Origin of the sequence: Arthrobacter sp. 9E16 (assembly GCF_002929435.1) — a bacterium.
Lineage (GTDB): Bacteria > Actinomycetota > Actinomycetes > Actinomycetales > Micrococcaceae > Arthrobacter_B > Arthrobacter_B sunyaminii.
Window position 1 is genome coordinate 286770 of record NZ_PJIU01000002.1, and the last position, 13352, is coordinate 300121.

At 65.0% G+C, this 13352-nt stretch carries 12 protein-coding genes; 9 read left to right on the forward strand and 3 right to left on the reverse strand.

Annotated elements, in window-relative coordinates:
• Positions 1–67 precede the first annotated feature (67 nt).
• The 9 genes from pdxT to CXR00_RS08115 all read left to right on the forward strand — a co-directional run bounded on the left by pdxT (position 68) and on the right by CXR00_RS08115 (position 10225).
• Entirely contained in the window at positions 68–751 is a 684-nt protein-coding gene (gene pdxT / locus CXR00_RS08075; protein WP_104054018.1) for a pyridoxal 5'-phosphate synthase glutaminase subunit PdxT, read from the forward strand.
• Positions 752–1507, forward strand: a complete 756-nt coding sequence (locus CXR00_RS08080; protein WP_104054019.1) for a YebC/PmpR family DNA-binding transcriptional regulator — start codon at positions 752–754, stop codon at positions 1505–1507.
• Positions 1508–1514: 7 nt separating this feature from the next.
• The gene (gene ruvC / locus CXR00_RS08085; RefSeq protein WP_104054020.1) at positions 1515–2120 is read left to right on the forward strand and encodes a crossover junction endodeoxyribonuclease RuvC; all 606 of its coding nucleotides are present in this window, start codon (positions 1515–1517) and stop codon (positions 2118–2120) included.
• Between the two features lie 84 nt (positions 2121–2204).
• Entirely contained in the window at positions 2205–2834 is a 630-nt protein-coding gene (gene ruvA, locus CXR00_RS08090) for a Holliday junction branch migration protein RuvA (RefSeq protein ID WP_104054021.1), read from the forward strand.
• A gap of 10 nt (positions 2835–2844) precedes the next feature.
• Complete coding sequence (ruvB, locus tag CXR00_RS08095) at positions 2845–3927, forward strand: Holliday junction branch migration DNA helicase RuvB (RefSeq protein WP_104054792.1); 1083 nt, start codon at positions 2845–2847, stop codon at positions 3925–3927.
• Between the two features lie 208 nt (positions 3928–4135).
• The gene (yajC, locus tag CXR00_RS08100) at positions 4136–4618 is read left to right on the forward strand and encodes a preprotein translocase subunit YajC (protein ID WP_104054022.1); all 483 of its coding nucleotides are present in this window, start codon (positions 4136–4138) and stop codon (positions 4616–4618) included.
• A gap of 93 nt (positions 4619–4711) precedes the next feature.
• Positions 4712–6427, forward strand: coding sequence for a protein translocase subunit SecD (gene secD, locus CXR00_RS08105; RefSeq protein WP_104054023.1), 1716 nt, complete (start codon positions 4712–4714; stop codon positions 6425–6427).
• A gap of 2 nt (positions 6428–6429) precedes the next feature.
• Entirely contained in the window at positions 6430–7473 is a 1044-nt protein-coding gene (gene secF, locus CXR00_RS08110) for a protein translocase subunit SecF (RefSeq protein ID WP_104054024.1), read from the forward strand.
• 403 nt (positions 7474–7876) lie between these two features.
• Positions 7877–10225: a bifunctional (p)ppGpp synthetase/guanosine-3',5'-bis(diphosphate) 3'-pyrophosphohydrolase gene (locus tag CXR00_RS08115; RefSeq protein WP_308470500.1), complete on the forward strand. Its 2349-nt coding sequence runs from the start codon at positions 7877–7879 to the stop codon at positions 10223–10225.
• On the opposite strand, the gene CXR00_RS08120 is transcribed toward CXR00_RS08115, so the two are convergent.
• From CXR00_RS08120 to CXR00_RS08130, 3 genes are all read right to left on the reverse strand, one after another.
• The gene (locus tag CXR00_RS08120; protein ID WP_104054025.1) at positions 10192–10881 is read right to left on the reverse strand and encodes a hypothetical protein; all 690 of its coding nucleotides are present in this window, start codon (positions 10879–10881) and stop codon (positions 10192–10194) included. The genes CXR00_RS08115 and CXR00_RS08120 overlap by 34 nt on opposite strands.
• A gap of 94 nt (positions 10882–10975) precedes the next feature.
• Positions 10976–12406, reverse strand: a complete 1431-nt coding sequence (locus CXR00_RS08125) for a DUF349 domain-containing protein (RefSeq protein ID WP_258060038.1) — start codon at positions 12404–12406, stop codon at positions 10976–10978.
• Between the two features lie 51 nt (positions 12407–12457).
• Entirely contained in the window at positions 12458–13240 is a 783-nt protein-coding gene (locus CXR00_RS08130) for a peptidylprolyl isomerase (protein ID WP_258060037.1), read from the reverse strand.
• Between the last annotated feature and the right edge of the window lie 112 nt (positions 13241–13352).

Sequence of the window (13352 nt, forward strand, 5' to 3'; positions counted from 1 at the left end):
GCAAGGAGCTCCGCGGACCTTCTTCCGGTTGCCCTCCGCCGGGGCATCTGAACCGTAGACTGGCCCGATGACAAGCGAAGGTTCCCTGCGGGTGGGTGTGCTGGCGCTGCAGGGCGGGGTCCGCGAGCATGCGGCTGCACTGGCGGCAGTGGGAGCCACTGCGGTTCCGGTTCGTCGTCCCAAGGAACTGGACGGGCTCCACGGGCTGGTGCTGCCCGGCGGCGAGTCCACCACCATCGACAAACTGATGCGGACCTTCGGTGTTTACGGCCCGCTGCAGGAACGGATCCGTAACGGGTTTCCGGTCTACGGGTCCTGCGCCGGAATGATCCTGCTCGCAGACCGCATTTCGGATCCGGCCCGCAGCGGAACCGGCGAACCGCAGCAGACTCTGGGCGGGCTGGACATGGACGTGCGCCGCAACGCGTTTGGCCGCCAGCGGGAGTCCTTCGAAACCCTGCTGGATTTCAAGGGCCTGGAACGCCTGCCGTCTGCAACTGGTGCCCTTTCCATGCCTCCGGTGCACGCTGTTTTTATCCGTGCGCCCTGGGTGGAAAAGACCGGCAATTCCGTCGAGGTCCTGGCCCAGGTTCCGCCGCAGAGGCATGGTCATGCGTCCGCTGAGGAATTCGTCGCTAGAATTGTGGCAGTGCGTTCTGGAAACCTGCTGGCCACCTCGTTCCATCCGGAGGTAACGGGGGAGAGCCGGATCCATGAACTTTTTATCCAGATCATCAGAGGAGAAGCGTAGATGTCGGGCCACTCTAAATGGGCAACCACCAAGCACAAGAAGGCCGTCATTGACGCCAAGCGTGCAAAGTCGTTTGCCAAGCTGATCAAGAACATCGAAGTTGCGGCCCGCGCGGGCGGCGCCGACATGGCCGGCAACCCCGGCCTGGAACTCGCGGTGTCCAAGGCCAAGAAGACCTCTGTGCCCATCGACAACATCAACCGCGCCGTCAAGCGCGGTGCCGGCCTGCTCGGTGAAGCCGTCGATTACCAGACCATCATGTACGAGGGCTACGGCCCGCAGGGCACCGCCCTGCTGATCGAGTGCCTCACGGACAACAAGAACCGTGCGGCCTCCGAGGTGCGCCTGGCCGTGACCCGCAACGGCGGCAACATGGGAGACCCCGGATCGGTGGCCTACATGTTCACCCGCAAGGGCGTTGTCACGCTGCCCAAGAAGGACCTCACCGAGGACGATCTGCTGATGGCCGTGCTGGACGCCGGCGCTGACGAGGTCAAGGAATCCGGCGAGAACTTCGAGATCATCTCCGAAGCCGCGGACCTGCGTGCCGTTGTTGCCGCGCTCGAAGAAGCCGGCATCGAGTACGACACGGACGAGGCCGAGTTCCTGCCCTCCATGCACGTGGAGCTCGACGCGGACAACGCGCGGAAGTTCCTCAAGCTCGTGGACGCCGTGGAGGATCTTGACGACGTACAGAATGTCTACTCCAACGCGGACATCTCCGCCGAGGTCTTTGCCCAGCTCGAAGACGACTGAGCCGTAGGTGAGCCTGCGCGTCCTGGGTGTTGACCCGGGCCTGACCCGGTGCGGGCTGGGCGTGGTCGACGTTGAACGCAACCGCCGCGCCACCCTGGTGGCCGTCGGAGTGGTCGGCACCGAGGCGGGAACCGCCCTGGACGGCAGGCTGCTGGTCATCTCCGACGCCATTGACCTGTGGCTGGACACCCATAAACCGGATGTTCTGGCCGTGGAACGCGTCTTTAGCCAGCTCAATGTCAGCACGGTCATGGGCACCGCCCAGGCCTCCGGCGTCGTTATTGCGGCGGCGGCCCGGCGCGGAATTCCTGTGGCCCTGCACACGCCCACCGAGGTTAAGGCAGCGGTCACGGGGTCCGGTTCGGCCAACAAGGACGCGGTGGGGAAGATGGTCACCAAGATCCTGCGGCTGGACGCCCCGCCCAAGCCCGCCGACGCCGCCGATGCCCTGGCGCTGGCCATCACCCACGCCTGGCGGCGCTCGGTGGCCGGACCGGGGCAGACGACGGCGGGATCGGCGTCCGGGGCGCGGGCCGTTGTGAGGCCGCCGACCAGCGGGCTGACACCGGCCCAGCGGCTCTGGGCCGAGGCGGAGGCACGTGCCCGGCGCTGAGCACAGCGCGCCGGAACCGGGATCAGCGCCGGCACACAGTAGGCTATTCGTAGATATGTTCTACACAGCCCCTGGAGTTTTGTCATGATCGCATCCCTGCGCGGGACAGTAACGCACGTCGGCCTGCATTCGGCGGTGATCGACGTCAACGGCATGGGCATGCTGGTCCAGGCCACGCCGCAAACGCTGAGCTCCCTGCATGTGGGGCGCGAAGCCCTGGTGCAGACCGCCATGATTGTCCGCGAGGACTCCATGACCCTCTACGGTTTCACCGACGCGGACCAGCGCGAAGTCTTCGAAACGCTGCTCAGCGTCAGCGGCGTTGGCCCGCGCATCGCCCTCGCCGTCCTGGCGGTCCACACCCCCGAAGCCATCCGCGTGGCCGCATCCACCGGCGATGACAAGGCCTTCAGCAAGGTCTCCGGCATCGGGCCCAAGGGTGCCCGCCGGATTGTGCTGGAGCTCGCCGACAAGCTTGTGCCGCTGGGAACGGCCGACAGCCCGGCGGCAGCACGCTGGCAGGATCAGGTCCTGGCCGCCATGACCGGGCTGGGCTGGTCGGAGAAGGACGCCAACGCTGCCATCGACGCCGCCGTCGCTGAAGCTCCGGACGTTGCCGCCGGCGGGAACGTGGGCGAAATTCTGAAACTGACGCTCCGCCGGCTGGGCACCGACGGCGCCCGGGCGCGTGCTCCCCGCCAGCAGGTGAGCTGACGTGTCCATCCTGCCCGGCGACGGACTGGTTGCCCCCACCGGCGACCCGGATGACAAGGCCATCGAGGCCGCCCTGCGGCCCAAGAACCTGGATGACTTCGTGGGCCAGAAGCGCGTGCGCGAGCAGCTCTCCCTGGTGCTGGAGGCATCCCGGCTGCGCGGCCGCAGTGCCGACCATGTGCTGCTGTCCGGACCGCCCGGACTGGGCAAGACCACCCTGTCCATGATCATCGCCGCCGAAATGAACGCGCCGCTGCGCATTTCCTCCGGCCCGGCCATCCAGCACGCCGGAGACCTTGCCGCCATCCTGTCCTCCCTCACTGAGGGGGAGGTGTTGTTCCTCGACGAAATCCACCGGATGTCCCGGCCCGCCGAAGAAATGCTCTACATGGCCATGGAAGATTTCCGCGTGGACATCATCGTGGGCAAGGGTGCCGGAGCCACCGCCATTCCGCTGGACCTGCCGCCGTTCACCCTCGTGGGAGCCACCACCCGAGCGGGGCTCCTGCCGGGTCCGCTGCGGGACCGCTTCGGCTTCACCGGACACCTGGAGTTCTATTCCACTGACGAACTGGAACTGGTCCTGCGCCGCTCCGCCATGCTGATGGACATGAAGGTCAACTCCGCCGGGTTCGCCGAAGTGGCCGGGCGTTCCCGCGGCACTCCCCGAATTGCCAACCGGCTGCTGCGCCGGGTGCGGGACTGGGCGCTGGTGCACGGTGTGGACCAGATCGACGCCCGGACGGCCGGAGCCGCCCTGGACATGTATGAGGTGGATGCCCGCGGACTGGACCGGCTGGACCGGTCAGTGCTGCGCGCGCTCGTCACCAAGTTCAACGGCGGCCCGGTGGGTCTGTCCACCCTGGCCATCGCCGTCGGCGAAGAACCGGAAACGGTGGAAACCGTCGCCGAGCCGTATCTGGTGCGCGAAGGCCTGCTTGGGCGGACACCGCGTGGCCGGGTGGCAACCCGTGCCGCCTGGGAGCACCTCGGCCTGGAGATGCCTGAAAATGTTGCAGCGAACCTGCCGGAGAACATGTTCTCCGGACCCGGGACCAATACGTCCGCGGAGGCCGGGGCCGAGGAGTCCTAGCGGGCAGGCCGCAGCGGGTGCGCTCTGTGCCAGGACCGGTTGAGGATACCGGCCGGGGGAGCGAAAATGCAGTACAGGGAGAAACTTTTCCGCCGCTGCGGACGTTTTACCTCTAGACTGGTCATTCGTTGACCCGGGCTTCCCGCCCTGCGATATCTGCACACCATCTCCACAACAGAAACGGAACCACTCTGTGTTCTTAAACGTCATGGCCCAAACCACCGCCGATCAGAACGCCGGAGGTTTCAGCTTCAGCAGCCTCCTGCTGCCCATCCTGCTGGCCCTGTTCATCTTCATGATGTTCCGCAAGCAGAAGAAGACGCAGCAGACGGTTCAGCAGCAGCGGACCCAGATGGTTCCCGGAACCGAAGTGATGACCCAGTTCGGACTGTTCGGCACCATCCTGTCGATCAACTCCGAGGAGAACAAAGCGGTCCTGGAGCTTTCCCCGGGCAACACCGCCACCGTTCACCTACAGGCACTGACCAAGGTTGTCACCACGGAGCCCGCCGTTGAGGAGGAAGCTCCCGTAGTTCCCGACGACGCTTCATCGCTCACGGCTGCGGACCAGGCCGACGACGCCCCCCGCACCGCTGACCCGGTTCGCCGCGACGACTCGGCTGCGCATCCCGATGAGACGCCCGAGGAAACACTCGAACGCCTGAACCGCGAAAACAAAAAAGAGAACTAGACTCTCCACGGGCCTGCGGATGAAGACTCTCCGCGGGCCCCTCCGGAGTCAACCTTGCCTCCGGTGTGTCTCACCCTAGAAGGACTATCCTCTATGCCTCGTACCGGCCCCGGCTCGGCCGCTAAAAAGACGCTCCTCTGGTTGGGCGTCATTTTTGCTGCTCTGGCCCTTTTACTCGGCGGCGGTTCCATGTGGAGCAACGCCAGCTGGACCCCCAAACTTGCCCTTGACCTCGAGGGCGGCACCGAAATGATCCTGGCACCCCAGGTTCAGGGCGGTGCCGACATCACCCAGGAACAGCTGGACCAGGCCGTGGAAATCATCCGCCAGCGCGTGGACGGCAGCGGTGTGTCCGAGGCAGAGATCACCACGCAGTCCGGACGCAACGTTGTGGTCTCACTTCCCGGCGTTCCCTCGGCTGAGACACGCCAGCTGATCCAGGCATCGGCGCAGATGGAGTTCCGCCCGGTGCTCGCAATTGCAGCCGGCACCCCCGTTGAAACACCGCTTCCGGATGAGCAGCTGCCCAAGCCCGCCGGCGAGCCGGCCAACGCGTCTGACGACAACTGGATCACCCCCGAGCTGTACCGTGAATTCGAAAGCACGGACTGCACGGATCCGGCCACGCTGGAAGCGTCCACGGAAGCGGCCCCGGCCGACCAGCCGCTGATCACCTGCGAACCGGGCACCGGAGCCAAGTACATCCTCGGCCCGGTGGAAGTTCCCGGCTCCAACATCGCCAATGCCACCTTCGGCCTGTCCACCAGCAGCCAGGGCGCCTCGATCAACGAGTGGGGCGTGAACATCGAGTTCAACGGTGAGGGCACCGAAGTTTTCAAGGGCGTAACTGAGCGTCTCTTTGCCTTCCAGCAGGGTGACCCGCACAACCAGTTCGCCATTGTGCTGGACGGCCAGGTCATCTCCGCACCCACGGTGCAGGGCGTCATCACCGACGGAAAGCCCCGCATCACCGGCAACTTCACCCAGGAGTCAGCAAAGGCGCTGTCCGAGCAGCTGAAGTACGGTGCGCTGCCGATCAGCTTCGATATCCAGAGCGAACAGCAGGTCTCGGCCACCCTGGGCGCCGACCAGCTCAAGATGGGGCTCATCGCGGGCATCATCGGCCTGGCCCTGGTGGCGGTGTACTCGCTGTTCCAGTACCGTGCCCTGGGCTTCGTCACCATCATCTCCCTGGTGGTTGCCGGTCTCCTGACCTACCTCGCCATCTGCCTGCTCGGCTGGTCGCAGAACTACCGGCTCTCCCTGGCCGGCGTGGCCGGTCTGATCGTGGCCATTGGCCAGACGGCCGACTCCTTCATCGTCTACTTCGAGCGAATACGTGATGAACTGCGCGACGGGCGCGGGCTCGTCTCCGCCGTCGACAACGGCTGGAAGCGTGCCAAGCGCACCGTGCTGGCGTCCAAGGCAGTGAACGTGCTCGCCGCCGTCGTGCTCTATTTCGTAGCCGTGGGCAATGTCCGCGGATTCGCGTTCACCCTGGGCCTGACCGCGATTGCCGACCTCATTGTGGTGTTCATGTTCACGCATCCCACCATGGTGCTGCTGGCCCGCACGAAGTTCTTCGGCGAAGGCCATAAATGGTCCGGCTTGGACACCACCCGCCTGGGTGCCGTGCCGCTGTACCGCGGTGCCGGCCGCATCCGCGAACCCGGAACAGTTCCGGTCCGCACCAAGAACAAGGCTGCTTCCAAGGAAGCGGAACGCCGGATGACTATTGCCGAGCGACGGGCAGCCGAAAAACAGGAATCAATGGCCGGATCCGGCCCCAGCACAGAGAAGGAGGGCTAGGAATGAGCAAGCTCCCCCGCTTTGCCACTTTCGGCAATGAGCTTTACACCGGCAAGCGCTCCTACCCGTTTGTGCCCAAGGCCAAGCTCTGGTTCCTGATTGCGGCAGTGGCCGTCATTATTTCCATCCTCATCCCGGTTGCCAAGGGCGGCTTCAACCTCGGCATCGATTTCCGCGGCGGCTCCGAATTCACCGTGTCGGGTGCGGCCAACACCGACATCTCCACAGGAGAAGAAGCCGTTGGCGAGGTGGCCAGCGAGGCGCGCATCACCAACATCGCACCCGGCACCGTGCGGGTGCAGACCGAGCAGCTCAGCGATGACCAGACCCTTGAAATCAAGGACAACCTGGCACAGGCCTATGACGTTGAAGAAGACCAGGTGACGTCCACGTTCATCGGCCCCACCTGGGGCCAGGACGTGAGCCGGCAGGCATTGATCGGGCTTATCGTCTTCGTGGCCCTGGCTGCAGTGCTGATGGCCCTGTACTTCCGCACCTGGAAGATGTCCCTGGCTGCCATCACTGCGCTGCTGGTGGTCATGGTGACCACAGCCGGCCTGTACTCACTCAGCGGCTTCGAAGTCACGCCGTCGGCCATCATCGGCTTCCTGACGGTGCTCAGCTACTCCCTGTATGACACGGTGGTGGTTTTCGACAAGGTCCGGGAAAACACCAAGAACCTGGACAAGAGCACCAAGCGCACCTTCATGGAACAGGTGAACCTGGCCGTGAACCAAACCCTGGTCCGGTCTATCAACACTTCGGTGGTGGCAGTCCTTCCGGTGGCATCCGTACTGTTCATCGGTGCGTTCCTGCTGGGAGCCGGAACGCTCAAGGATCTGTCCCTCGCGCTGTTCATCGGCATCATCCTGGGCACCGTGGCCACCGTGTTCATTGCGGCCCCGATGTACGCCTGGCTGCGCCGGAACGAGCCGGAGATTGTCCGGCAGGCCAAACGCGTCAAGGAACGCCGGGCGCAGGAAGCCAAGGAAGCTGCTGCGACAGCAGTTCCGGCCGGCGCCACGGAGGTCTCCACCGGGCGCTAACGCTGCCGGGGCGCTGCGGGGAAAAGCAGCCGCAATCGGCAAAAGACCTCCGGAACGGTGCATTCCTTGATTGGTGCACCGCCCCGGAGGTCTTCTGTATACAGGGACACGTCGGGGCATCCCCGGTGGTACGGCGAGCTGTATGCACAGGCATAGACTTGAACCGAAGACTATTTCGCTTAGCTTGCGCCGTGACTTGGGGGAACGGCAGCGCATAAAGTGGAAAAGGTCGATAAACGTCTCAGAGAGGGCAGCAGTGGGCGAGAGCGAGAAACCGGCCGACAAGGCGGGTGCAGACGGAGCCACGGGAACACCTGTAAAGGCTAATCCCGCTGCCCGGGTTCCTGCTGCTGCACCGCAGCTGGCCCAGTCATCCCGCACCGGACAGCCGCCCAAGCCCGCAATGACGCCCAATCCCGCTCCCCGCGCAGACGGAAAGGCAACCGACGCAGTGCCTGCCGGAGCCGCCGGCCCAGGCGCCCCCAAGCCTGTGCCCGCGCGTCCCTCGCCCGGCCGCAGAACGTCTACGAGAGCCCGGCTGGCCCGGCTGGCAGGCCGTGGCAGCTCCGGCTACTCACCCATGCTGGAGCCGTTGCTTCGCACCGTTCGGGTTAATAACCCCAAAGAGGACCTGGACCTGATCCAGCGGGCGTACCTGGTCGCCGAGCGCAGCCATGAGGGACAGAAGCGCAAGAGCGGCGATCCCTACATCACGCACCCGGTGGCAGTGGCCACCATCCTCGCGGAGCTGGGCATGACCGGCACCACGCTGGCTGCGGCCCTTCTGCATGACACCGTCGAGGACACCAGCTACACCCTGGATGAGCTGCGCCGCGAGTTCGGCCCGGAAGTGGCCATGCTGGTGGACGGCGTCACCAAGCTGGACAAGGTCACTTTCGGTGATGCGGCCCAGTCCGAAACGGTGCGCAAAATGGTGGTCGCCATGGCCAAGGACATCCGCGTCCTGGTCATCAAACTGGCCGACAGGCTGCATAACGCCCGCACCTGGCGTTTCGTGTCGCAGGAGTCCTCCGCCCGGAAGGCCCGCGAGACACTGGAAATTTTCGCTCCGCTGGCCCACCGGCTGGGCATGAACACCATCAAGTGGGAGCTGGAAGACCTGTCCTTCGCGGCCCTGCACCCGAAGGTGTATGACGAAATTGTGCGTATGGTCGGGGACCGCACCCCCGAGCGGGAAAAGTACTTGTCCACCGTGCGGACGCAGATCGCCGATGACCTGCACGCGGTGAAGATCAAGGCCACCATCACCGGCCGGCCGAAGCACTACTACTCGATCTACCAGAAGATGATCGTTCGCGGCAAAGACTTCGACGACATCCATGACCTGATGGGCGTGCGGGTCCTCGTGGACTCCGTGCGGGACTGCTACGCCACCCTGGGCGCCCTGCATGCCCGATGGAACCCGCTGCCCGGGCGGTTCAAAGATTACATCGCCATGCCGAAGTTCAACATGTACCAGTCACTGCACACCACGGTGATCGGTCCCGGCGGCAAGCCCGTGGAAATCCAGATCCGCACCCATGACATGCACCGGCGCGCAGAATACGGCGTGGCTGCACACTGGAAGTACAAGGACGGCTCCAAGACACCCGTCGGCGCCGACAACAATGACATGGGCTGGCTGCGGTCCCTGGTTGACTGGCAGCAGGAAACCTCCGATCCGGATGAATTCCTGGATTCGCTGCGCTTCGAAATCAACGCCCGTGAAGTTTTCGTCTTCACGCCCAAGGGCGAGGTCATGGCCCTGCCGGCCGGATCCACCCCGGTGGACTTTGCCTACGCCGTGCATACCGAAGTGGGTCACCGGACCATTGGCGCCCGCGTCAACGGCAAACTGGTGCCGCTGAACAGCGAGCTCGAACACGGCGACTGGGTGGAGATCTTCACCTCCAAGGCCGAAGGTGCCGGTCCAAGCCAGGACTGGCAGGGGTTCGTCAAGAGTCCGCGTGCCCGGAACAAGATCCGGCAGTGGTTCACCAAGGAACGCCGTGAAGAGGCGATCGACAAGGGCAAGGACCTGCTGACCCGGGGGATGCGCAAGCAGAACCTCCCGCTGCAGCGCCTGATGACCCACGACGCGCTGGTGACCGTGGCGCAGGAACTGCACCACCAGGACATTTCGGCACTGTATGCCGCCGTCGGGGACGGACACACCTCCGCGCAGAACGTGATCGAACACCTGGTTGCCTTGATGGGCGGTCATCAGGGGGCCGAAGAGGACCTGGCGGAAACACCGGTTTCCACCGCGGCCCGCCGGCCCAAGTTCACCGACTCGGGCGTGACCGTGCGCGGAGTCGGAGACGTGTGGGTCAAGCTGGCCCGGTGCTGTACCCCGGTGCCGCCGGATCCCATCATCGGCTTCGTCACCCGCGGTTCGGGCGTGTCGGTGCACCGCAGCGACTGCCGCAACGTGTCGGAACTCCGGGACCAGCCGGACCGCATTGTGCCGGTGGAATGGGCGCCCACCCAGTCTTCGGTCTTCCTGGTGGAGATCCAGGTGGAGGCGCTGGACCGCAAGAGCCTGCTGTCCGACGTCACCCGGGTGCTGTCGGAAAACCACGTGAACATCCTCTCGGCCAGCGTGAACACCTCGAGTGACCGCGTTGCCATGTCAAAATTTGTCTTTGAGATGGGCGATCCGAAATACCTCGACCACATTCTCAGCGCGGTGCGGAAGATCGACGGCGTGTTCGACGTCTACCGCACCACGGGCTCCCGGCGGCGCGTCTGATCCGGCGGTCCTGCCGGTCCTGCCGGAGGAGCCTGGTCCCGCTGCGCCTGGTCGATCGCGAGGTCCACGCGGCGCAGGGCTGCTGATTTTCCCGGCTGCCGGGGGCCGGCTTCCACCGCGCCGCGGACCGCTGCCAGGGGACAGCCAAGCACCGGATTCGCGGCGATCGCCAGCAGTGCCTGAACGGCCTCCTCTTCCGGGCCGTGCCTGGCTAGATCCGAGGCAGTGCGCAGGGGAGTGGTGACGGTGATGCCGGCAATCTCCATGCCGTCTTCACTGTCCAGATGCACCTCGTGCAGCACGGCGGCGCTGAACGGCGGCAGGGCCGTGGTGCGGCTGCGGTGGTCAACCAGCAGCTGGAGCCGCCGGGGAGCAGGCGCACAACCGTAAATCCAGGCTGCAGTGAACCGTCCCAGCATGATTTTCCCGCGGAGCCGGGCGGGCAGGGCATGGGCGGCAGCCAGCGCCCGGCACACCGGGTCCGGTTCAATGTCCCAGCGCACGTAGCTGTCCGCATAAAGCCAGCGCAGCAATCCGTCGCGCTCCATGGCCTGCAGCTCGACACTGGAAAAAGAACCGCCCGCAAAGAACAGGGCACCACCGGTGGATGTGAAGGCCGGCAGTACCCCGGGACAGGGAAACAGGGTTGCGGGCATGCGCCCACCTTCGCCGACCCGGGGACAAAACAGAAGGCCCGGCGTCTGCGTTGTGGACAACGCTGCCGCCGGGCCTTCGAAGGTGTTAAAGCTACTAGGAGAAGTCCTGCGCTGACTTCTGCAGCATGGCCAGCCACTGCTGGCGGGCCTCCAGGGCTTCACGGGCGTCGGCGATCTTCTTCGCGTTGCCGTTCTTCTCCGCCGTGGCCAGGTCTTCCTGGAGGGAAGCGATGGTGGCCTCGAGCTGGCTCAGGGCGCTGTTGGTGCGTGCCTTAGTTTCCGGATTGCTCCGCTGCCAGTGCTCGTCCTCGGCGGCCTTGACGGCTTCCTCGATGCGGCGGATACCGGCTTCCATCCGTCCCATGTCGGCCCGGGGAACCTTTCCGGCCTCTTCCCAGCGGTCGCGGATGGAGTTCAGTGCCTTCCGGGCCGCGGTGAGGTCGCGCACCGGAAGGATGCCCTGGGCTTCCTTCAGCAGTTCTTCCTTCACCGCGAGGTTGGCGGCGAACTCTTCGTCGATGACCTCGTTGGCTGCCTGACGGGCGGCAAAGAAGGTGTCCTGCGCGGCGCGGAAACGGGCCCACAGGGCATCGTCATCCTTGCGGCTGGCACGCTTGGATGCTTTCCACTCATCCATCAGCTGCCGGTATTCAGCGGCCGTGTTGCCCCAGTCGGTGGACGTTGCAAGCTCCTCGGCACGGGCAATCAGCGCTTCCTTGGCACGCTTGGCCGCGGTGTTCTCACTGTCCAGCTGGGAGAAGTAAGCCCGGCGGTGACGGTCAAAAACGGTGCGGGCGGACCGGAAACGCTTCCACAGGCTGTCTTCGTTGCTGCGGCCGAGCCGGGGACCGTTCTTCTGGGCCGTCTTCCACGCTTCGAAGAGCTCATTCATCCGGTTGCTGCTGGTCTTCCACTGGATCGTGGCCGGATCCTTGGCAGCAATCTCCTCAGCCTCAGCCACAATGGCCTCGCGGGCGGCGAGCTCGCGCGCCCGAACGGCCTCGGCTTCGGCCCGTTCAGCGGCTTCGGCTTCCTTGATGCTGTTGCGAAGGGTTTCGATCCGGGCGTCGAGAGCCAGGACGTCACCCACCATCTTGCGTTCAGCGACCTGCTCGCCAAGGTGCTTCAGGGTCTTCAGCATGTCCGTGGCAGGAGCCTTGGCCTGCACCCGTGCCTCCAGCAGCGCAAGCTGGCTGGCGACGTCGTCGTACTTGCGCACGAAGTAGGCCAGCGCTTCATCGCGGCTGGCATCCGGATACTGGCCCACCGGGAATTCTTCCCCTTCGACAATCAGGAAGACGTGGCCGTCCTCCTCGACGCGGGCGAAGCGGGCAGCCTCCTCCAGCGACGTGGAGTGGACCGAAGGTGCGGCGATGACCGGCTTGGGGGTTACCGAGGGGCCCGCTGCAGGCGCCGGGTGCCGTGCTGCAAAAGCTGCCGGGCTGGGCGTTGCGGGCCGTGGGGTTTCGGGAGCCTCCGGAGTAGTCCCGGAAACTGTTTCGTCGGATTTCTGACTGTCTGTCACCGCTAAAAGTCTTTCACTCGAGGTTTGGCAGTGCGGAGCCCGCGCTGCCATTTACTTCAGGGTAAACGAGTCTATCGTCACCGGGGTTTTCGGCGTTCCGTCCTGGACTTCAGCGCCTTCCTTCACAGCTCCCTGCGCGGCAACCGCTTCCAAAACATCCAAGCCTGAGGTTAGCTTACCCATGATCGTGTAGCCGCCCGTATCCTGCGGGATAAGCGAGTCTTTGTAAACGATGAAGAACTGCGTGCCGTTGCTGTCCGTGGAGGCGCCCCGGGCCACCGCAATCGAACCCGCCGGATACACTCCGTCCGCCGGCGTATTCTCCACCGGACCCCACTGGTACGCCGGATCTCCGGCTCCGTCACCGTTCACGGAGCCGCACTGCAGCACGCCCATGGTCTCACCCGTGGTGAGGCGGTGGCACGTTTTACCGGCAAAGAAACCGGACTCCGCCAGGGAAGAAAACACTGCGACGGCCTGCGGTGCGACGTTGCCGTCCAGCTCCACGCCCAGGTCCCCGGCACTGGTGGACAGCGTTCCGGAGAAAACCTTTCCCTCCGCAGCGGACTTGTCCGGGACAGGGCCGGGGACGGCACCGTTTGTTTCAGCGGCCGCAGCCTGCTGCTCAATGAGCCGGGTCTCCTCCGGCGTCGGATTCGAAGAAAACCAGGCCACCTGCAGGGCTAGGGCCAGCGCCAGCGCCAGGACACCGGCCGTGCCGGCAAAAAGGTTGTCACGCTTCCGGCGCTTGGCCTGACGCTGCGCCAGATCCCGTTTAGCCTGCATCCGGGCAATGCGCCGGCGGGTTTCACGGTCCTGTCGGGGAGCGGCCACTGTGTCTCCTGGGGTCTTGGACTGGCATGGACGGCAGGACGACGGCGTCCTGCCGGGGCGGTGCAGGTCCCTCCGGTTCGCCTTGGCGCGCGCGGACAACCTAAAATGAGTG